Raw genomic sequence first — 19,689 nt, 5'->3', positions numbered from 1 at the left:
TCTCGTTGACCGACTCGAACGTCGAGGCCCGACAGGGGGCAACACGGATGCGCGACGCACAACGTGCCGAACCCGAGCGGCCGGGCGGGGCCGCCCCCTCACGGCCGGTCGGCCCGGCGACGACCGACTCCCCGGACGTGCCGCCGCGTGCCACGGAGGGGCCTGACGGCGAGGCTGAGGGCGCGGAGGGGCTTGGCGTCGGGTGCGAGGGACGACCTGACGGCGTGGCTGAGGCCGCGGAGAGGCCCGGCGTCGGGGCCGAGACCGGGGACGGGCCTGACGGCGTGGCTGAGGCCACGGAGAGGCCTGGCGACGGGGCTGAGGCCCCGGCAGGGCCCGACATCGAGGCCGAAGCGCCGGCGCCGCCCGGCATCCGGGCCGAGGCCCCGGGCGAGCCGGGCTGGGTGGCCGTCGAGCGGCGGCTGCTCGCCGCTCTGCGGGGGTGTGGGCATCGGCCCGGGGTGGCCGTCGCCGCCCGAGGTCTCTCCCTCAGCGGCGAGCACGGCGCCCTCTGGCTGGCCGCCGGACTCGCCGCCGCCGCCCTCGACCGCCCGCGCCGGCGCGACTGGCTGCGCGGTACCGCCCTCATCGCCACCGCGCACCTGGCCAGCATGGGCGTCAAGCGGCTCGTACGGCGGCCCCGGCCGGCCCCGGGCACGTACGAACCCCTGGTGCGTACGGCCGGCCGGCACTCCTTCCCCAGCTCCCACGCCACCTCCGCCGCCGCCGCGGTCGTCGCCTTCGGCGTGCTCCACCCGACCGCCGGCCGGCTCGCCGCCCCCGTGGCCGGCGCGATGTGCCTCTCCCGTCTGGTCGTCGGCGTCCACTACCCGAGCGACGTCGCCGTCGGCGCCCTGCTCGGCGCCGCCACGGCCGCCGCGGGCCGCCGTCTCCTGGCCCCCGCCACCCCCACACGCACACGCGCGCGTGGGGAGGGTCTCTCGTGACCGAGCGGGCCGGGGCCGCCGTTCTCGACGCCCCCTCCGCCGTCCACCACCCGCCCGCGCCGACGCGCGGCGGACGGGTGCTCGGGCTGGTCCGGACCGCCCGGCCCCGGCAGTGGGTCAAGAACGTCCTCGTCCTCGCCGCCCCCGCCGCCGCCGGGCGGCTTGGCTCCTGGCAGACCGGAGCCCGGCTTGCCCTCGTCTTCGCCCTGTTCACGGCCGCCGCCTCCGCCGTCTACCTCCTCAACGACGCCCGTGACGCCGAGGCCGACCGCGCCCACCCGGCCAAATGCCGTCGTCCCGTGGCCTCGGGCCAGGTGCCCGTCGCCCTCGCCGCCGGCACCGGGACCCTCCTCGGCCTCGGTTCCGCCGTCGCCGCCGCGCTCCTGTGCGGCCCGCTGACCGCCGCCCTGCTCGTCGCGTACCTCGGCATGCAGGTCGCGTACTGCGTCCGCCTCAAGCACGTCCTCGTCGTCGACCTCGCCGTCGTCGCCACCGGCTTCCTCATGCGGGCGATGATCGGCGGAGTCGCGCTCGGCATCCCGCTCTCGCGCTGGTTCCTCATCACGACCGGGTTCGGCGCGCTCTTCATGGTCGCCGCCAAGCGGTACTCCGAGGCCGTCCAGATGGAGGGCGCGGACGGCGCCACGCGCGCGCTGCTCACCCAGTACACGACGGGGTACCTCCGGTTCGTCTGGCAGCTGGCGGCCGGCACCGCCGTCCTCGGCTACTGCCTGTGGGCCCTGGAGGCGGGCCCGGTGGAGACGTCCCTGCCGTGGCGTCAGCTCTCCGTGGGCGCGTTCGTCCTCGGGGTCCTGCGGTACGCCGTCTTCGCCGACCGCGGCGCGGCGGGCGCGCCCGAGGACGTCGTGCTGCGCGACCGGCCGCTCGTCGTCATCGGCCTCGCATGGGCCGCGCTGTACGGGATGTCGGTCGCGGGTCTGTGAGCCCCGGCAGGGGATTCTCGTAACCGGGCGATCCGACCACCCGGGTGAACCGACGGCGCGAGGAGTGGACGTACGACATGGACTGGCTGAGCAGGCTGCCCGTCATCGGCCCATGGGTGACCCGCCTCATGCGGACCCACGGCTGGCACGCGTACGAGACCCTCGACGAGGCGCACTGGACCCGGCTCGCCGCCGCGATCACCTTCGTCTCCTTCATCGCCCTCTTCCCGCTGATCACGGTCGCCGCCGCGATCGGCGCCGCGCTCCTCACGCCGGATCAGCTCGACAAGATCGAGAAGAAGATCAGCGACCAGGTGCCCGGCATCTCCGACCAACTCGACATCGGCGGGCTCGTCGCCAACGCCGGCACCATCGGACTCGTCGCCGGCGCCGTCCTGCTCGTCACCGGCATCAGCTGGATCGGCTCCATGCGGGAGTGCCTGCGCGCGGTCTGGGGACTCGACGACATCGAGGGCAACCCGTTCCTGCTCAAGGGCAAGGACGGGCTGATCCTCCTCGGCCTCGGCGGCGTCGCGATCGCCTCGCTCGCCGCGTCCTGGCTCGGCTCTACCGCCGTCGGCTGGAGCGCCGACCGGCTCGGCCTCTCCGGCGAGGGGGCGGGCGGCGTGCTGCTCCAGGGAGCCGCCGTCCTCGTCGCCGTCGTGGCCGACTTCCTGATCCTGCTGTACGTGCTGACGCTGCTGCCGGGCGTCGAACCGCGGCGCCGCGACCTGGTGGTGGCGGCGCTGATGGGCGCGGTCGGCTTCGAGCTGCTGAAGCTGCTGCTCGGCGGCTATATGAAGGGGGTCGCGGCGAAGTCGATGTACGGGGCGTTCGGCGTTCCGGTCGCCCTGCTCCTCTGGATCAACTTCACCGCGAAGCTGCTGCTGTTCTGCGCGGCGTGGACGGCTACGGAGTCACGTCGGAAGAGGACGGAGCCGACCCCCGAGGGCCAGGAGTCTCCTGAGGCTCCCCGGACTCCTCGGACTCCTGAGGCTCCTGGGACTCCTGGGAGTCCTGGGAGTCCTGAGGGTCCGGGGACTCCGGAAGGCTCTCGGAACGGCGGCGGCGCGCCGCCGACGCGGCCAGCGGCCAGCGGCGGTTGACCAGGAAGGCGGCCGCGGCCAGGAGGACGAGGACGCCGCCCGCCACGGCCAGCGCGATCCCGATGCCACCGGACCTCTCGGATGCCGCCGCGTGGACGGGATCCTTCGGGGCGTTCTTGCCGGGCGCCGGAGCCGTGCCGTCGTCGGGGGCGGCGGTCGCCGTGCGCTCCGAGCGCGGCGGAACCAGCTCCCCGACCGGCGTCACCTTCCCGGCGGCCGCGAAGCCCCAGTCGAGCAGCCGGGCGGCCTCCAGGTAGACCGCGTGCTGCTCCTTCGAGGAGGGGTTCATGACGGTGACGAGCAGGACCCTGCCGTTGCGCTCGGCGACACCCGTGAAGGTCGCGCCCGCGTGCGTCGTGTTGCCGTTCTTGACCCCGGCGATGCCCTGGTACGGGGCGACGCCGATGTCGCCCGTGAGGAGCCGGTTGGTGTTCTGGATCTCGAAGGTCTCGCGCTTCTTGCCCGGCTTGGCCTCGCCGGGGAAGGCGGCGCGGGGCGTGGCGGCGTACTCACGGAAGTCAGACTTCCGCATGCCGTTGCGGGCGATGAGCGTCAGGTCGTACGCGGAGGAGACCTGGCGCGGGGCGTCGTAACCGTCCGGCGAGACCACGTAGGTGTCGAGGGCCTGGAGATCGGCCGCGTGGTCGTTCATGTCCGCGACGGTCTGGCTGACACCGCCGTTCATGCTGGTCAGCACGTGGACGGCGTCGTTGCCGGAGCGGAGGAAGACCCCGAGCCACAGATCGCGGACGCTGTAGGTCTGCTTCTCCTTGATGCCGACCAGGCTGGAGCCCGCCCCGATGCCGGCCAGGTCCTGATTGGTGACCAGGTGGTTCTGCGTCCTGTTGGGGAACTTCGGCAGCAGGGTGTCCGCGAAGAGCATCTTCAGCGTGGAGGCCGGGGCGAGCCGCCAGTGCGCGTTGTGCGCGGCGAGGATCTCGCCGCTCTCCGCATCGGCGACGATCCAGGAACGGCCGGACAGCTCCTTCGGCAGCACCGGGGCCCCGGGCAGCAGCTGCACCTGCGTCCCCGGCTTGCCGAGCAGCGCACCGCCGACACCGGACATCACGGCGGGAGGCTTGGGCTGCTTGTCCTTCCCGTCCTTTCCGTCCGCGTGGGCCGCGGGCGCGGCGGTGACAAGCGGCAGGAACACGGCAGCGGCGACCGCCCAAGCGGTCTTCTTCGAAGCAGACACGGTCGAGAACGTACAGGTACGCACGACCGATCCGAACCCCGGCTGGCGGTTCGTCGTGCCGTCACCCACCCGGACGCGGGGCGTTCCTGGTTCCTTTCCGTGTTCGGGGTAGGGAGCTGGTTCATCTGCACTACCTTTCGTAGCTACTCACCGGTTATGCGCGCGTTGATGCAAAACTGCAGGTGAGAAGCCTTGGCATCCGGACGCGGTCCGGCCGGAGTTCGAAGGCCTCATGACCGCGGTGCGCGCGGGTGAGGTCGACGTCGTCGTGGCCCATGAGCTGTCCCGCCTGACGCGCAAGGGCGCTCAGGACGCGCTGGAGATCGACAAGGAGTTCAGAAAGTACGGTGTGCGATTCGTCTCCGTGGTCGAACCGTTCCTCGACACGTCGAATCCGGTCGGAACCGCGGTCTTCGCGCTGATCGCGGCACTCGCGCAGCAGGACAGCGACATCAAGGCGGAGCGCTTGCGCGGAGCCAAGGAGGAGATCAAGGCGGTCGGCGGCCGGCACTCCAGCTCGGCCCCGTACGGCATGCGAGCCGTGCGCGAGAGGATCGGCGACCTTGTCGTGTCCGTCCTTGAGCCGGACGAGGACAACCCGGAACACGTGGCGATCGTCGAGCGCATGGCGGAGATGTCGCTCGCCGGGGTCTCCGACAACAAGATTGCGACGACGTTGGATTCAGAAGGTGTACCGGCGCCGGGCGAGGCCGAGCGACGCGCCACCGAGAAGCGGCTGGAGTCCATCAAGAAGCGACGTGTGTCGAAGGAGGACAGTGCCATCCGGTGGCGCGCTCAGACAGTGCGCTGGATCCTCTCCCACCCGGCCGTCGGAGGCTTCGCAAGCGAACGCGTGAAGCGGGGCAAGGCGTACGTGAACGTGATCGCCCGGAACGAGGCCGGGACACCCCTGACACCCCACCGGGGCGTCCTCACGGGGGCCAGGTGGCTGGAGCTCCAGGAGAAGCGGAGCAGGCGCACCAAGGCCAACAGGCAGCCCGGCGGAGAGGCCACGCCCACGCTCCTCAGCGGGTGGCGCTTCACCACGTGCGGAATCTGCACGGGATCGATGGGGCAGACCAGGAACAACGGCGGCCAGGACTACTACATGTGCGCCAACCCCAAGGGGCACGGCGGGCTGAGTGTGCGCAGCCGCGGTGGACGCACTGAACGAGCAGACCACGGCAGCGATTCAGGTTCCGTCGGACTGGTTCGAGTCGGGAGAGGACCCTATGGGTCCCGGTTCCCCCTGGGCGGCGTGGGACGTCTTCAAGCGCCGCGAGTTCCTTGACCTGTTCCTCGCCGGCGTCTCCGTCGGCCCCGGAAGGGACCCGGAGACCCGGAAGTACATCGCGGTCGAGGACCGGGTGACGCTCCACTGGAGGAGCCCCGCCACGGGCGAGGACGTCGAAGACGACGAAGACGCGCCGGCTGCCCTCTAGCTCCTCCGCGGAAGCCCCGGTAGTCCCCTCCATGCGGTCGTCCAACCACCAGGGTGCGCCATGCGCTGTATCGAGTGCACGGAGCCGATGACCCATCGGGGCCGCTGCAAGACCCACCACGCCACGGCCTCAACGGAGTTCGGGCACGCCGCCCAGCGCTGCGCCCACCATGCCCCGTGGCGCATGGGGCGGGGCCCTACTTCTTGCTCGCCCGGACGCCCCGGAAGCCGATCACGCCGACAGCCGTCCCTAGGATGAACGACGTGACAGCGAGGGCGAGGTGGACCCAGAAGTAAGCCGTCGGGTTTCCGGCGTCGTCGAAGGCGAGGCCGCTCCCGTCCTTCCAGAGGTTCTTCGCGAAGGTCACCCAGATCACCCAAGACCAGACGCCGAACGCGAGCAGGAACCAGGAGACGCGGCGGCTGAGCTTCATGGGGTGTCCTTTGGGTGGGGTGGCCGTGCCCTGTCAGTATCGAACGGGCCTGCCGTGATCTTGCGGCAGGGTCTCTGAAAGAGGGGTTCCGGGGGCGTGGTCGTCTTTCTGCTGGTCCTGGTCGTGGTGCTCGCGCTGCTCGGCGCGGTCCACTGGTACGTGTGGCGGCGTCTGGTGCGCGACGTCACGGCGCCCGGCGGGCTGCCGCGCCGGCTCGGGACGGTCGCCGTCGTGGCCCTGCCGCTGCTCTCGATCGCCGCCCTCGTCTCCGCGCGGGCGGGCGCGCCCTTCCCGCTCCAGCAGGCGGTCGCCTGGCCCGGCTTCCTCTGGCTCGCCGTGCTCCTGTACCTGGTCCTGGCGCTGCTGGTGGGCGAGGCCGTCCGGCCGCTCCTGCGCGCCTGGACGGGGCGTCGTGCGGCCGCCGCCGCCCCGGTGGAGCCCGTACCCGTCCCCGTACCCGCGGAGCCCGCCCCCGCGTCCGTGACGCCGCCCGCGGAGCTTGAGCCCGCCCCCGCCGCCGTGACGGCGCCCGCGGAGCCCGAGCCCGCCCCCGCCGTCGTGACGGCGCCCGCGGAGCCCGAGCCCGCCTCCGCGCCCGAGCCCGCCGACCTCTCCCGTCGGCTGTTCGTCTCCCGGGTCGTCGCCGGGTCCGCGGCCGCCGTCGCCGTCGGGACCGTCGGGTACGGCACGTACGGGGTGCTGCGGGGGCCGCGGGTCAAGCGGGTCACCGTTCCGCTCGCCAAGATCCCGCGCGCCGCGCACGGATACCGGATCGCCGTCGTGTCCGACATCCACCTCGGGCCGATCCTGGGGCGCGCCCACACCCAGCGGATCGTCGATTCGATCAACAACGCCCAGCCCGATCTGATCGCCGTCGTCGGTGATCTCGTCGACGGGACCGTCGAGAACCTCGGCCCGGCCGCCGAGCCGCTCGCCCGGCTCCGCGCCCGCCACGGCTCCTTCTTCGTGACCGGCAACCACGAGTACTTCTCGGGTGCCGACGCCTGGGTCGACCACGTCCGTGAACTCGGCCTGCACCCGCTGCGCAACGCGCGCGTGGAGATCCCGGCCGGCTTCGACCTCGCGGGTGTCGACGACGTGGCGGGGGAGAGCGAGGGCCAGGGCCCCGACTTCGCGCGGGCCCTCGGCGACCGCGACCGGGCCCGCGCGGCGGTGCTCCTCGCGCACCAGCCGATCGTCGTCCACGACGCCGTACGCCACGGTGTGGACCTGCAGCTGTCCGGGCACACCCACGGCGGCCAGCTGTGGCCCGGGAACTACCTCGCCGAGCTGGCCAACCCGACCGTCGCCGGGCTGGAACGGTACGGGGACACCCAGCTGTACGTCTCCCGGGGCGCGGGCGCCTGGGGACCCCCGGTCCGGGTCGGTGCGCCCTCCGACATCACGATCGTCGAACTCGCCTCGAAACAGGCCTGAACGGAACTTGTCACTCCCCGCGCCGTTACCGATACGTGCTGCTCATCGACTTAAATTCTCATATCCCGGACATATACCTGTCGTGTGAAAGTTTTCTCTTCCACTTGTGAAACCCGTGTGATGGGATGCAGCCAGCGCGACGTTTCCGGGGGCCGTCGCATCTGGGGTGGTATCAAAAAAAGGAAGCACGGCAATGCGGTCGACGGTCCGTCTGCGGATCCTCATCACTTGTGGAGTACTGGTGGCCGCCGGAGTGGGGGGCTGGCAACTCCTGCCCTCCGACGGCGAGCGGACCGACCCGATCACCGTCGGCACGACCGACGAGGTGACGTCGCTCGACCCGGCCGGCGCCTACGACGCCGGCTCCTGGGCCATGTACAGCAACGTCTTCCAGTCGCTGCTGACGTTCAAGCCGGGCCTCAGCCAGCCGGTTCCGGACGCCGCCGAGAGCTGCAAGTTCGTGGGCAACAGGCTCACCACGTACCAGTGCACGCTCCGCGACGACCTCTCCTTCTCCAACGGCCGCAAGATCACCGCCGAGGACGTCAAGTACTCCTTCGAGCGGATGCTGCGGATCAAGACGGACGTCGGTCCGCAGCCGCTCTTCCCGACCCTGAAGAACGTCTCGGCCGAGGGCCGGACGGTCACCTTCCATCTGAGCAGCCGTGACGCCACGTTCCCGCAGAAGGTGGCCACGGGCGCCGGCTCGATCGTGGACAAGGACCAGTACCCGGCCGACCGGCTGAGGACGGGCAACGCGGTCGACGGCTCGGGGCCGTACGTCCTCAAGGAGTACAAGGAGGGCGAGTCCGCCCGCCTGGAGCCCAACCCGCGGTACAAGGGCGCCATCAGCAAGGCCGGTCACACGGTTCTCGTGAAGTACTTCGGCCAGTCCGAGGACCTCGCCACGGCCTGGAAGGCGAAGGAGGTCCAGGTCACGCACCGGCAGCTGCCGCCGGCCTTCCTCTCGACCCTGGACACCAAGGACGGTACCCGGGTCACCGAGGCGGAGAGCGCCGAGATCCGCAACCTCAACTTCAACGTCCGGCCCGGCTCGCCCATGGCGGACAAGGCCGTACGGCAGGCCGTCGCCGCCGTCCTCGACCGCCCGGCGATCACCACGGGCGCCTACAAGGGCACGGTCGAGCCGCTGTACTCCCTCATCCCGCAGGGCTTCGTCGGCCACAGCACCGCCTTCTTCGACGTCTACCCGGAGCCGAGCGCGAAGAAGGCCAAGTCCCTTCTGAGGGCGGCCGGCGTCAAGACGCCGGTGAAGTTCACGTACGGCTTCCGCAAGGACGCCACCTACGCCGCCGAGGCCACCGAGATCAAGCGGCAGCTGGAGGAGAGCGGCCTCTTCGAGGTCAAGGTCGTCGAGGCCGACTGGCAGAGCTTCCAGAAGGGGTACGCGAAGGGCAGCTACGACGCCTACCCCGTGGGCTGGCTCCCCGACTTCCCCGACTCCGACAGCTTCACCGCGCCGCTCGTCGGCACCCAGAACACCCTGCACAACGGCTTCTCCAGCAAGCGGATCGACACCCTGATCTCCTCGACGCAGCAGTACAGCGACCGCGGTCGCGCGACGAGCGACTTCAAGGAGATCCAGGACGAGGTCGCCAACGACGTCCCGCTCGTCCCGCTGTGGCAGAAGAAGGACTACGTCCTCTCCACGGAGGCGGTCTCCGGCTCCCAGTACCTGACGGACGGCACCGGCATCTGGCGCCTGTGGGAGCTCAGCTGGATCTAGGCCCGCACCCTCACGGGGCCTCCTCCTGCGGCTTCGGGCCCGCCTTCTTCTTGGGCTTGCCCGAGGCCGCCATTCCGGCCGCCGTCGGCATGAAGTCGGAGAGCAGCTCGTGCGTCTCCTTGACCAGCGGGCGCAGGATCCGGAAGCGGGAGAGCGAGATCGCGCGGGCGGTGACCGGCGCGAGGCGCTCCACCAGGCGCCGGCTGTTCGCCGCGTCCTCCGAGCGGTCGTACACCCAGAACAGCACGAGGCCCATCTGCTGGAGCCACAGCAACTGCGGGAGTGCTTCCTTCAGTTCCGGGTCGACCTTGACCGAGGCTCCGGAGATGACCCGCCGGTGCACCTCGATCGCGGCCTCGCGCGGGCCCTCCGACTCGGGGGAGAAGGGGCTGAGCGGGCTGTCCGGGTCGGCGGCGTTCTTGAAGAACTGGGCCGCGAACTCGTGGTACGGCGCCGCGATGTCGAGCCAGCCGAGGTAGACCCCGCGGATCCGGGCGGTGAGGTCCTTCTCGGGGCCGGTCAGGATGGGCTCGACGGCCGCCTGGTGTTCCTCGGCGATCCGGTCGTAGAAGCCCTGGACGAGGTGCTCCTTGGAGGAGAAGTAGTAGTACGCGTTGCCGACGGAGACCCCGGCCTCCTGGGCGATGGCCCGCATCGTCGTCTTGTCGTAACCGCGCTCCTTGAACAGCCGGAGCGCGGTTTCGAGGATGAGCGTGCGGGTCTGCTCGCTCTTGGGGGCCTTCTTCTCTTCCGTCACGGAGCCGAGCCTAACCGGGCGGACCGGGCACCTCGCAGTGCCCGTCCCCGCAGGACCGGTCGTCCGCTCCCGGCCCCTTGAGGGCCTCGCGCCATTTCGCGGCCGCCAGGACGGTCACCCGGGCGAAGGGCTGTCCCGCGGGGGTGGAGAGCCAGTGGGCCTTGGCCCGGTGGTCGGCCAGGGCCCAGAGGCAGACGATCCAGGCGGCGGTCTCCCGGTAGACCTGGCCCTGGTCCCCGATCACGGTGATCTCCCGCAGCGTCGCGGTGTGGTCGAGGGCCGGGAAGAGGCGCCGTGCCTGCTGCGATCCCGCGGGTACGAGGTCGAGCGGGACGAGCTGCCGCTGGCGCAGCAGCCAGTGCCTGAGGTGCACGCAGAGCGGGCAGTCGGCGTCGTACAGCACGGTCAGACGTCCCACGGGGGTCGTGGGGTTCGCCGGGGCCGGCGCCATGGTCAGGCCTGCGGCGCGGGCGGGGCCCAGGGGCCGCCCTTGGGGGTCGTGGTCCAGCCCTGCGGGCCGACGGGGGGCACCTGCTCGCGCTCCATGACTCCGCGGCGGCGGATCTTGTTGAGTACGTACACGTTCCCCAGGTGCATCACGCCGAGGACGAGCAGGACGACTCCGAGCTTGACGGAGAGGGCCTCGAAGAGGGCCCGGGCGTCGAGGACGGCGGCGTCCTGGCTCAGGTAGAGGGCGACGAAGCCGAAGTTGACGAGGTAGAAGCCGACCACGAGGAGGTGGTTGACGGCGTCCGCGAGCTTCTCGTTCCCGTGCAGGACGTCGGAGAGGAAGATCCTTCCGTTGCGGCTGAGTGTGCGGGCGACCCAGATGGTGAGGGCCACGCTGATCAGCAGGTAGACGATGTACGCGACGACAGTGAGGTCCATGCCCCACCCTCCCTTGAACGCGTTCAAAAGCTGGCAGGCATGACTGTAGACCTCCTCTTGAACGTGTTCAAGTCACTTGGGTAAAGGGGTGGCCCGGCGGTGACCCCGCGCTTAGGGTCGGACGGGTGACGCTCTCTCATGACCTGGCCGGCACCGGCCCCTCGACCGTCGTCCTGCTGCACTCCGGGGTCTGCGACCGCCGGATGTGGGACGGACAGTTCCACGCGCTGGCCGGGGCGGGACACCGTGTCGTCCGCTGCGACCTCCGCGGCTTCGGCGACAGCCCGATCGACGCCCCGCACACCCACGCCGAGGACGTGCGCGAACTCCTCGACCACCTCGGCGCCGAGCACGCCGCCGTCGTCGGCTCCTCCTTCGGCGGGCGGGTCGCCCTCGAACTCGCCGCCCTGCACCCCGGACGCGTCCGTGCCCTCGCGCTCCTCGGCCCCGCGATGCCCGGCATGGCGCCGAGCGCGGAACTGCGCGCCTGGGGCGCCCGCGAGGACGCGCTCATCGAGGCGGGCGACCTCGACGCCGCCGTCGAGCTCAACGTCGACACCTGGCTCGGCCCCGAGGCCACGGAGGCCGCCCGCGCCCTCGTACGGGAGGGACAGCGGCGCGCCTTCGACCTTCAGCTCGCCGCCCCCGAGGAGCACCACCCCGTCGCCCCCGAGGTCACCCGCGACGACCTCGCCCGGATCGAGGCCCCCGCCCTCGTGGCCGTCGGCGCCCACGACCTGCCCGACTTCCGGGCCGTCGCCGACGAGCTGGGAGACCTCCTGCCCGCCGCGCGCCGCGTCGACCTCGACTGGGCCGGCCACCTCCCCGCCCTGGAACGCCCGGACGAGACGGCCCGGTTGCTCCTCGCCTTCCTCTCCCAGGTCCCCGAGCTCAGCCCCGGCGTATCTGCGCCGTGATCGTCGGGTCGGTGATCCGGTCGTCGGCGGCGAGCAGCAGCGCCTTCGACAGGATCACCGACAACACCCCGCCGTCCTCCTCGAACGGCAGGAACACCTTCCCCCGCTCCCGCCCGCGGTCGGCCACGATGCACAGATAGCTGTCGTCCGGCTCCATCAGCACGTTCCCCGAGCCCAGATGGATCCGGTACGCGCGCAGCTCGCCGCGCACCCGCAGGAAGCGGTCGGTCAGCTCCACCCGGTCCGCGATCCGGGTCCGGGGCAGCAGCCGGGCCAGCGTCTCGCGCCGGATCAGCGCCGACTCCGTGAGCGCGCCGAACGACCAGCTCTCCCAGTACCCGTCGTACGCCCGGTCCTCCCCGCGGTCCCGCCAGTTCGGGTCCGCCCCGATCGACGCCACCCCCACGAACAGGTCGACGTCCCGCAGCGCCTCCGAAAGCACCAGCGCCGGTACGTCGGCGAGCGCGGCCGCCTCCCAGGCGCCCCGCGCGCCCGTTCTCCTCTCGAACCGCACCTGGTCCGTGGAGCAGAGCCGCGCCACCCCGTCCCGGCTCGCGCCCTCGTCGACCAGCTCCACGAAGAACCGGGCCCGCCAGCGCACCCCCTCGCCGGCCGGCAGCTCGCCCGGCACGGGCAGCTCCTTCACGAGCTCCGAGGACCAGCCGTCCGAGAAGTACCCCAGGTGGTTCCCCGCCCAGCCGCGCTCGGTCATCAGCGCCCGCGCCTGCCCGTACCGCAGGACGTGCCCCGCGAAACGGTTGGAGTACGCGCCGGTCACGAGCTCCGCCGGAGTCAGCGGGTACACCTCGCGGAACACCTGCTTGAACGGCTGGCGCTCCTCCCGCTCCGTCACCGAGGCCCGCCACGCGGCGACCTCCTCGCCCGCGGCCCGCAGCGGATGCCACAGCCGCAGCCGGGCGCCCGGACCCACCGGACGCGCCGTCCCGTCCTCGCCCGCGAGCGCCCAGCCGCCGCCGGTGCGCTCCGGCAGGCCGGCCGTCCACGGCTCCTCGACGTCCTCCGTGACCTCCCAGAGCAGGGCACGGGCCAGAGACCCGGTCACCGGGTGGTCGACGTAGTACCGCTGCCAGTCCTCCGCCGGCCAGACCGTCCCCGCCGCGAGGTGCTCCTCAAGGCGGGACCGCTCGGCGGCGACCAGCGCCTTCAGCTCCTTGGCCCCGGCCCTGACCTCCTTCAAGTCCTCGGCGCGCGCCTCCCTGACCTCCTTCGGCGCCGTCTTCAGGAGCCTCCCCTCCGGGCCCCTGAAGGACAGCGCGACCGTGCCCGGCTCCCGTACCGCCAGCTCCGCCGTGTACGCCCCGAGCGGCACCTCCCGGACCCCGCGCCCGTCCAGACCGAGCGTCGCGACCCCCCGCTCGCGGAGCATCGACGGGGTGAGCCCGGCGCGTGCGGCGACCGCCTCCAGGGCCTTGGCGATGCCCTTGTTCACCGTCCGGTTCTTCACCGACCTCGGCAGCCGTCCGAGCCACTGCACGGCCTCCTCGCCCCGGGCGCCCCCGCACTCCCCGAGCACGGCGACGGCGGTCGTGGCCAGCGGCTGGCTGCGGCAGGTGCCGCCGAAGCCGCCCGTGCCCGTCCCCGCGTGGCGCGCGACGGCCCCCACCGCCGGCACCACCCACTCGGCGTCGATGTCGAGCGCCGCCCACAACAGGCCGCGGACCAGGTCGGTGTTGGGCCCGCCGGTGAGCCCCCAGGAACTCATGGACCAGGGACCGAGATCGCTCAGCCGGTGCTCCTCCTGCGCGAGGAACCCCTCGAGGAGGCATCGCACCACCACCGGACCCTGCTCGGCCCCGGCGAGCAGCGCGGCGGACCGGCGACGCCAGACCCGGGTGGCGCGCGGCTTGTCCAGGAGGGCGCAGTGCCCGAGGAACTCGGCCACGCCCGCCCCCGCGAGCAGCTCCCCGTGCAGGGCGCGCATCGCCGGCCCGTAGTCGTCGAGCGCGTCGAGCAGCTGCCGGGGGAGCCGGCCGGGCACCACCGCCGGCTCGCGGGCCAGGAGCGCGTCGATCCGGCCCCGTATCCCCTCGTACTCCGCGCCCCGGTGGTAGACGGTGTCGCGGTCCGTCAGGAGCCGGAGCGCCCGCAGCCGCGCCCGGTCGTACTCGCCACCCTGCGAGGCCACCCGCTCGGCCGCCGCCAGGGCGATCGGCACGACGTCGAAGAAGTCCTCCTGCACCTCGTGCGGGGCTCCCTCCGCGTCCTTCCCGACCAGTTGGGCGAGGAGCAGATCGGACTCCTCCTCCGTCCAGTCCAACTTTTGCTCGTCCAGCTCCGCGAGGGCCGCCGAGGCCACCTCCAGGTATGCCGGGCGAAATGCCAGGCGCTGGAGCACGGGCGCGCACGCCCGCAGCCCCGCCGCGTCCAGCCCGTCCATGAACTGCTCGACCGGACCCGGCCCTTCGGCGCGCTCGAGGCGCACCGCCTCCATCAGCCCGTCGCGCGGGCTCGTGATCCCCACCATGCCCCCGACGGTAGAGGACCCCACTGACACTCCTACGTGAACCGCCTCACCCCCGGCACCAGCGCCGTGCCCACGCAGCACCCGCCGACCACCACCGCGGCGGCCAGCAGCGGCACTTCGGGGCCCCACGCCGAGGCCGCGAGCGGGGCCAGGGCGTAGCCCAGGGGCATCGCGGCCAGCGAGAGCAGCCAGTCGTACGAGGTGACCCGGGCGAGCGCGTGGGCGGGCACGGCGCGCTGGACGGCGGTCTCCCACACGGGGGAGAGGAAGCCGAGCCCCGCCTGCGCGAGCCCGTACGCCGCGATCGTCAGCGGTGCGGGTGCGGCGAGGGCGAGCAGCACCAGCGGCAGCGCGTACGTGGCGAGGCCGAGGTTCGCGGTGAGGATCGGGCGCCGGGGTCGGATCCGGTCGGCGAGCAGGGCCCCGAGGAGGAAGCCGACGGCGCCGACCTGGAGGAGGACGACCCAGGTGGTGCCGCCGCCGAGTCGCTGCACGGCGATCGCGGGTCCGAGGGTCATCAGGACGGCGGCGGCGCCGTTCCAGGCGCTGTGGCCGATGAGGCTGGTCCAGTACCAGTCGCGGGAGCGGACCTCCTGCCAGCCCTCGGCGAGGTCGGCGCGGAGCGAACGGCGCGGGATCGGGACCCGCTTCACCCGTACGGCCGTCAGGAGCAGTGCGCTGACGGCGAAGGTGGCCGCGTCCAGGACGAAGGCCCAGCCGGGACCCACGGTCAGGACGAGGGTGCCGGCGAGCGCGGGTCCGGCGAGGCGGGTGGCGCTCTGGGCGACGCCCATCGCCGCGTTGGCCCGGTGCAGCGACTCCGCCTCCACCGTGCCCTTGATCAGGGGCGAGCCGGTCGGCATGGCGAAGGCTCCGGCCGCGCCGCCGAGGGCCTCGGCGACGGCGAGGACGGCGAGGCTGGGGGCGCCGCCGAGCAGCTGGATGCCGACGAGGAGCTGGGTGGCGCAGCGTACGAGGTCCGTGGTGAGCGCGACCGTACGGGCGTCGAAGCGGTCGCCGACGACGCCTCCCAGCGGGAGCAGGAGCAGCTTGGGGACCATCGCGCAGCCGAGGACCAGGGCGAGCGCCGAGGTGGAGCCGGTGGCCTCCAGGACGGCGAGGGCGAGGGCGGCGGGGATGGCGGCGTCGCCGAGGAGGGAGAGGGCGCGGCCGGTGAAGAGGAGGCGGAAGGAGCGGGTGCGCAGGGGGTGGGGGACGGTCGGGGACGCGACGAGGCGTTCGGGGGCGGTGGCCATGGACCGCAGAGTATTTCGGTGCCGAATAATTCGTCAACGAAATACTTCGAGGGGGGCGGAGGCCGCCGCCGACGTACGATCACCCCATGGCGCACCCCGAGGAACAGCAGGAACCGCGCGACTGGACCGACGAGCACGTCGCCCGCTGGCAGCCCGTCCTGCCCGGCCTCGACCCCGTCGTCGAGGGCGCGGTCACCCGGATGAAGAAGCTCTCGGTCCATCTGCGCCGGGTCAGGGAGCAGTCCCTCGTCGACTTCGACCTGGAACGCCACGAGTTCGACACCCTCCACAAGCTCGCGGGCCGCGGCGGCAGCGCCGCCCCCTCCGAACTCGCCCAGGACCTCGACCTGGCCCCCGCCTCCGTCTCCGGGCGCCTCGACGCCCTGGAGAAGCGCGGCTTCGTCCGCCGCACCCAGTCCACCACCGACCGGCGCCGGGTCGTCGTCGAACTCACCGCCTCCGGCCGCGAGACCTGGCTCGGCGCGATGGACGTCCTCGGCCACGAGGAGGAGCGACTGCTCGGCGTCCTCGCTCCCGAGGAGCGCGACCTGCTCAACGGCATGCTCCGCCGGATCATGGTCGAGGCCGAGGCGGGCGGCCCCGCCCAGGCCTGGCACGCCTGAGCCCACGCCGTGGTGGGGGCGCTGTCAGTGGCCGTCCCTACCCTGCTGGGCATGGGAATGGTGACCTTCGTCGACGAGACGACCTCGGGGGCCCGCACGGCCGGCCCCCGCCTGCCGGTCGCGGAAGAGCGGCTCACCCTGCGGGAGTTGATCCGCCGCAGGGTCGAGCACGAGACGACCGACGACACGGCCTTCGCCCGGGCAGTCGAGGCCTTCGGGCGCAACGGCTTCCTCGTCCTGGTGGGCGACCGTCAGGTCGAGGAGCTCGACGAGACGGTGACGGTGGGTCCGGAGACCGAGGTCGTCTTCCTCAGACTCGTCCCGCTCGTCGGCGGCTGAACACCACCCGTCACATGGACAGCGAGCGCGCGTAGTTGAGCTGCCCCATGATGTGGTGGAAGGTGTCCGGGCCCGTCGCCGGGATCATCGTCGAGTGGTGGCGCCCGCCGCTGGTCACCGTGACCTGGATGAAGCCGGTCGTGGTCTTCTCCTTCATCAGCAGGAACAGCAGGCCGAGCAGGCAGAAGAGGAAGAAGATGACCGCGAGGACGATCGCGACCGTCGGCAGCTTCTCCTCGGTCCGCGACATGTCCATCGCGTTCCACACGGCGCCCTTGAGGGGCATGTTCCCGGCCGGCGTGATGATCTGGTCGCCGACCACGGTGATGTCACCGAGGCTCAGCACCGGCGCACCCCCGCCCGCCGGCGCGTGCTGCGGCGGCACCGGCACGCCCGCCGCCACGGTCGGCTGGTAGGGCGGCGGGGTCTGCGGGTACCCGTACGCGGGCGCCCCGGGCGTCGCGTCCTGCGGGTATCCGTACGCCGGGCCCCCGGGCGTTCCGCCCTGCTGCCCGGGCCCCCACTTGTACTCACCGTCCGCGTAAGGGTTCGGCTCGCTCATCTGTCCCCGTCCTCCACAAAGAAAAAAAGCCCGCTCCTGCACGCCGCAGCGTACAGAAGCGGGCTTTCCCGCAGTGCCGGAGGTCAGAAACGACGCGTGATCAGCGCGCGCTTCACTTCCTGGATGGCCTTGGTGACCTCGATGCCACGCGGGCACGCGTCCGTGCAGTTGAACGTCGTGCGGCAGCGCCACACGCCGTCCTTGTCGTTCAGGATCTCCAGGCGCTGCTCGCCCGCCTCGTCACGCGAGTCGAAGATGAAGCGGTGCGCGTTGACGATCGCGGCCGGACCGAAGTACTGGCCGTCGTTCCAGAAGACCGGGCAGGACGAGGTGCACGCGGCGCACAGGATGCACTTGGTGGTGTCGTCGAAGCGCTCGCGGTCCTCGGCGGACTGCAGACGCTCGCGCGTCGGCTCGTTGCCCTTGGTGACCAGGAACGGCATGACGTCCCGGTACGCCTGGAAGAACGGCTCCATGTCGACCACGAGGTCCTTCAGGACCGTCAGGCCCTTGATGGCCTCGACCGTGATCGGCTTCTCCGGGTTGATGTCCTTGATCAGCGTCTTGCAGGCGAGCCTGTTCTTGCCGTTGATCCGCATCGCGTCGGAGCCGCAGATGCCGTGCGCGCAGGAGCGGCGGAACGTCAGCGTGCCGTCGACGTCCCACTTGATCTTGTGAAGGGCGTCGAGGACACGCTCCTTCGGGTCGATCTCGATCTGGAAGTCCTCCCAGACCGCGGCGTCCGACACCTCGGGGTTGAAGCGGCGGATCCGCATCGTGACCGTGATGTACGGGGAGGCGGCGGACTCCGCCTCGACCTTGTCCAGTACGGGGGTAGCCATCAGTACTTACGCTCCATCGGCTGGTAGCGGGTCTGGACGACCGGCTTGTAGTCGAGACGGACGGTCTCGGAGCCGTCCTCGCCGACCTCGCGGTACGCCATGGTGTGGCGCATGAAGTTGACGTCGTCGCGGTTCGGGTAGTCCTCGCGGTAGTGACCGCCGCGGGACTCCTTGCGCGCCAGGGCCGAGACGGCCATGACCTCGGCCAGTTCGAGCAGGTTGCCCAGCTCGATGGCCTCCAGGAGGTCGGTGTTGAAGCGCTTGCCCTTGTCCTGGATGGACACGTTCTCGTAGCGCTCGCGCAGTTCGGCGATCTTCTCGACGGCCGTCTTGATGGTCTGCTCCGTGCGGAACACCATCACGTTGGCGTCCATCGTCTCCTGGAGCTCGCGGCGGATGTCCGCGACCCGCTCGTGACCCGTGGAGTTGCGCAGCTTGTCGATCGTCGCGACGACGAGCGCCTCCGGGTTCTCCGGCAGCTCGACGAAGTCGTGCTTGGCGGAGTACTCGGCGGCGGCGATGCCGGAGCGCTTGCCGAAGACGTTGATGTCGAGCAGCGAGTTGGTGCCGAGACGGTTGGCGCCGTGCACGGAGACACAGGCGACCTCGCCGGCGGCGTACAGGCCGGGGACGACCGTCGTGTTGTCGCTCAGGACCTCACCCTCGACGTTCGTCGGGATGCCGCCCATGGCGTAGTGCGCGGTGGGCTGGATCGGGATCGGGTCCGTGTACGGCTCGATGCCGAGGTACGTACGGGCGAACTCGGTGATGTCCGGGAGCTTGGCGTCGAGCTGCTCCGGCGGAAGGTGCGTCAGGTCCAGGTAGACGTGGTCGCCCTCGGGACCGCAGCCGCGGCCCTCACGGATCTCCGTGTAGATGGAGCGGGAGACGACGTCACGGGACGCGAGGTCCTTCATGACCGGCGCGTACTTCTCCATGAAGCGCTCGCCGTCCTTGTTGCGGAGGATGCCGCCCTCACCACGGGCGCCCTCCGTCAGCAGGATGCCCATGCGCCAGATGCCCGTCGGGTGGAACTGGAAGAACTCCATGTCCTCCAGGGGCAGACCGCGGCGGTAGCAGGCGGCCTGGCCGTCACCGGTCAGGGTGTGGGCGTTGGAGGTCACCTTGAAGAACTTGCCGGTGCCGCCGGAGGCGTAGATCACGGCCTTCGCCTGGAAGATGTGGATCTCGCCGGTGGCCAGCTCGTAGGCGACGACGCCGGCGGAGTGCTTGACCCCGTCGACCTCGGTGATCAGCTGGTCCAGGACGTAGAACTCGTTGAAGAACTCCACGCCCTCCTTGACGCAGTTCTGGTACAGCGTCTGGAGGATCATGTGGCCGGTGCGGTCCGCGGCGTAGCAGGACCGGCGGACCGGGGCCTCGCCGTGGTTGCGGGAGTGACCGCCGAAGCGGCGCTGGTCGATCGTCCCGTTGGGCGTCCGGTTGAACGGCAGGCCCATCTTCTCCAGGTCGAGGACGGCGTCGATGGCCTCCTTCGCCAGGATCTCGGCGGCGTCCTGGTCGACCAGGTAGTCACCGCCCTTGACCGTGTCGAAGGTGTGCCACTCCCAGTTGTCCTCCTCCACGTTCGCCAGCGCGGCGGCCATGCCGCCCTGCGCGGCGCCCGTGTGGGAGCGGGTGGGGTAGAGCTTCGTCAGCACGGCGGTGCGGCTGCGCTTCGTCGACTCGATGGCGGCGCGCATGCCGGCGCCACCGGCGCCGACGATGACGGTGTCGTACTTGTGGATCTTCATGGCGTGGATTACCTC

19 protein-coding genes and 1 pseudogene are annotated in these 19,689 nt (G+C 71.6%); 10 read left to right on the top strand and 10 right to left on the bottom strand.

Features of this window, described 5'->3' with window-relative positions; all coding sequences use genetic code 11:
* Nucleotides 1–371: 371 nt before the first annotated feature.
* From AC07AW_RS04375 to AC07AW_RS04365, 3 genes are all read left to right on the top strand, one after another.
* Entirely contained in the window at nt 372–947 is a 576-nt protein-coding gene (locus tag AC07AW_RS04375) for a phosphatase PAP2 family protein (RefSeq protein ID WP_478814386.1), read from the top strand.
* 77 nt (nt 948–1,024) lie between these two features.
* Nucleotides 1,025–1,891, top strand: coding sequence for a decaprenyl-phosphate phosphoribosyltransferase (locus AC07AW_RS04370; protein WP_478814385.1), 867 nt, complete (start codon nt 1,025–1,027; stop codon nt 1,889–1,891).
* Nucleotides 1,892–1,968: 77 nt separating this feature from the next.
* On the top strand, nt 1,969–2,997 hold the full coding sequence (locus tag AC07AW_RS04365; protein ID WP_478814384.1) for a YihY/virulence factor BrkB family protein: 1,029 nt from the start codon (nt 1,969–1,971) through the stop codon (nt 2,995–2,997).
* A 292-nt stretch (nt 2,998–3,289) separates the two neighbouring features.
* On the opposite strand, the pseudogene AC07AW_RS04360 reads toward AC07AW_RS04365, so the two are convergent.
* A pseudogene (locus tag AC07AW_RS04360) lies at nt 3,290–4,063 on the bottom strand (D-alanyl-D-alanine carboxypeptidase family protein); the annotation flags it as partial.
* 361 nt (nt 4,064–4,424) lie between these two features.
* Between AC07AW_RS04360 and AC07AW_RS04355 the strand changes: the two are divergent.
* Both AC07AW_RS04355 and AC07AW_RS04350 read left to right on the top strand, forming a co-directional pair.
* Nucleotides 4,425–5,483 carry a recombinase family protein gene (locus AC07AW_RS04355; RefSeq protein WP_478813988.1) on the top strand — a complete coding sequence of 353 codons (1,059 nt, stop codon included), beginning with the start codon at nt 4,425–4,427 and terminating at the stop codon, nt 5,481–5,483.
* On the top strand, nt 5,425–5,634 hold the full coding sequence (locus tag AC07AW_RS04350; RefSeq protein ID WP_478813987.1) for a hypothetical protein: 210 nt from the start codon (nt 5,425–5,427) through the stop codon (nt 5,632–5,634). The genes AC07AW_RS04355 and AC07AW_RS04350 overlap by 59 nt, the downstream gene beginning before the upstream one ends.
* Before the next feature lie 196 nt (nt 5,635–5,830).
* Here the strand turns inward: AC07AW_RS04350 and AC07AW_RS04345 are convergent, their stop codons facing one another.
* Nucleotides 5,831–6,067 (bottom strand): SCO4848 family membrane protein, encoded by a 237-nt coding sequence (locus AC07AW_RS04345; protein WP_359675957.1) that lies wholly within the window; start codon nt 6,065–6,067, stop codon nt 5,831–5,833.
* Nucleotides 6,068–6,163: 96 nt separating this feature from the next.
* Between AC07AW_RS04345 and AC07AW_RS04340 the strand changes: the two genes are divergently transcribed.
* Nucleotides 6,164–7,504: a metallophosphoesterase gene (locus AC07AW_RS04340; protein WP_478813986.1), complete on the top strand. Its 1,341-nt coding sequence runs from the start codon at nt 6,164–6,166 to the stop codon at nt 7,502–7,504.
* A 193-nt stretch (nt 7,505–7,697) separates the two neighbouring features.
* A complete protein-coding gene (locus AC07AW_RS04335) occupies nt 7,698–9,251 on the top strand; it encodes an ABC transporter substrate-binding protein (RefSeq protein WP_478813985.1) in 1,554 nt (517 codons plus the stop codon).
* Nucleotides 9,252–9,261: 10 nt separating this feature from the next.
* Here the strand turns inward: AC07AW_RS04335 and AC07AW_RS04330 are convergent, their stop codons facing one another.
* Genes AC07AW_RS04330 through AC07AW_RS04320 form a run of 3 tightly spaced genes read right to left on the bottom strand, consistent with a single transcriptional unit; the run spans nt 9,262 to nt 10,896 of the window.
* Nucleotides 9,262–10,008 (bottom strand): TetR/AcrR family transcriptional regulator, encoded by a 747-nt coding sequence (locus AC07AW_RS04330; RefSeq protein WP_478813984.1) that lies wholly within the window; start codon nt 10,006–10,008, stop codon nt 9,262–9,264.
* 10 nt (nt 10,009–10,018) lie between these two features.
* On the bottom strand, nt 10,019–10,459 hold the full coding sequence (locus AC07AW_RS04325) for a thiol-disulfide oxidoreductase DCC family protein (RefSeq protein WP_478813983.1): 441 nt from the start codon (nt 10,457–10,459) through the stop codon (nt 10,019–10,021).
* A gap of 2 nt (nt 10,460–10,461) precedes the next feature.
* Nucleotides 10,462–10,896 (bottom strand): hypothetical protein, encoded by a 435-nt coding sequence (locus tag AC07AW_RS04320; protein ID WP_478813982.1) that lies wholly within the window; start codon nt 10,894–10,896, stop codon nt 10,462–10,464.
* A 125-nt stretch (nt 10,897–11,021) separates the two neighbouring features.
* On the opposite strand from AC07AW_RS04320, the gene AC07AW_RS04315 reads away from it, so the two are divergent.
* Nucleotides 11,022–11,813, top strand: coding sequence for an alpha/beta fold hydrolase (locus AC07AW_RS04315; RefSeq protein WP_478813981.1), 792 nt, complete (start codon nt 11,022–11,024; stop codon nt 11,811–11,813).
* Here AC07AW_RS04315 and AC07AW_RS04310 read toward each other — a convergent pair.
* Entirely contained in the window at nt 11,788–14,298 is a 2,511-nt protein-coding gene (locus AC07AW_RS04310) for a DUF4132 domain-containing protein (RefSeq protein WP_478813980.1), read from the bottom strand. The genes AC07AW_RS04315 and AC07AW_RS04310 overlap by 26 nt on opposite strands.
* Nucleotides 14,299–14,330: 32 nt before the next feature.
* On the bottom strand, nt 14,331–15,554 hold the full coding sequence (locus AC07AW_RS04305; RefSeq protein WP_478813979.1) for an MFS transporter: 1,224 nt from the start codon (nt 15,552–15,554) through the stop codon (nt 14,331–14,333).
* An 86-nt stretch (nt 15,555–15,640) separates the two neighbouring features.
* Here AC07AW_RS04305 and AC07AW_RS04300 point away from each other — a divergent pair, with 86 nt between their 5' ends.
* Complete coding sequence (locus tag AC07AW_RS04300) at nt 15,641–16,177, top strand: MarR family winged helix-turn-helix transcriptional regulator (protein WP_478813978.1); 537 nt, start codon at nt 15,641–15,643, stop codon at nt 16,175–16,177.
* A 51-nt stretch (nt 16,178–16,228) separates the two neighbouring features.
* Nucleotides 16,229–16,516 carry a hypothetical protein gene (locus AC07AW_RS04295; RefSeq protein WP_478813977.1) on the top strand — a complete coding sequence of 96 codons (288 nt, stop codon included), beginning with the start codon at nt 16,229–16,231 and terminating at the stop codon, nt 16,514–16,516.
* A gap of 10 nt (nt 16,517–16,526) precedes the next feature.
* Here AC07AW_RS04295 and AC07AW_RS04290 read toward each other — a convergent pair whose 3' ends face one another.
* The 3 genes from AC07AW_RS04290 to sdhA all read right to left on the bottom strand — a co-directional run bounded on the left by AC07AW_RS04290 (nt 16,527) and on the right by sdhA (nt 19,674).
* Complete coding sequence (locus AC07AW_RS04290; protein ID WP_478813976.1) at nt 16,527–17,078, bottom strand: hypothetical protein; 552 nt, start codon at nt 17,076–17,078, stop codon at nt 16,527–16,529.
* 83 nt (nt 17,079–17,161) lie between these two features.
* Entirely contained in the window at nt 17,162–17,920 is a 759-nt protein-coding gene (locus AC07AW_RS04285) for a succinate dehydrogenase iron-sulfur subunit (protein WP_041130880.1), read from the bottom strand.
* Complete coding sequence (gene sdhA, locus AC07AW_RS04280) at nt 17,920–19,674, bottom strand: succinate dehydrogenase flavoprotein subunit (protein ID WP_478813975.1); 1,755 nt, start codon at nt 19,672–19,674, stop codon at nt 17,920–17,922. The genes AC07AW_RS04285 and sdhA overlap by 1 nt, the downstream gene beginning before the upstream one ends.
* Between the last annotated feature and the right edge of the window lie 15 nt (nt 19,675–19,689).

Source organism: Streptomyces sp. NPDC044003 (assembly GCF_056435185.1).
This window is presented reverse-complemented; position numbering and strand designations above follow the sequence as displayed.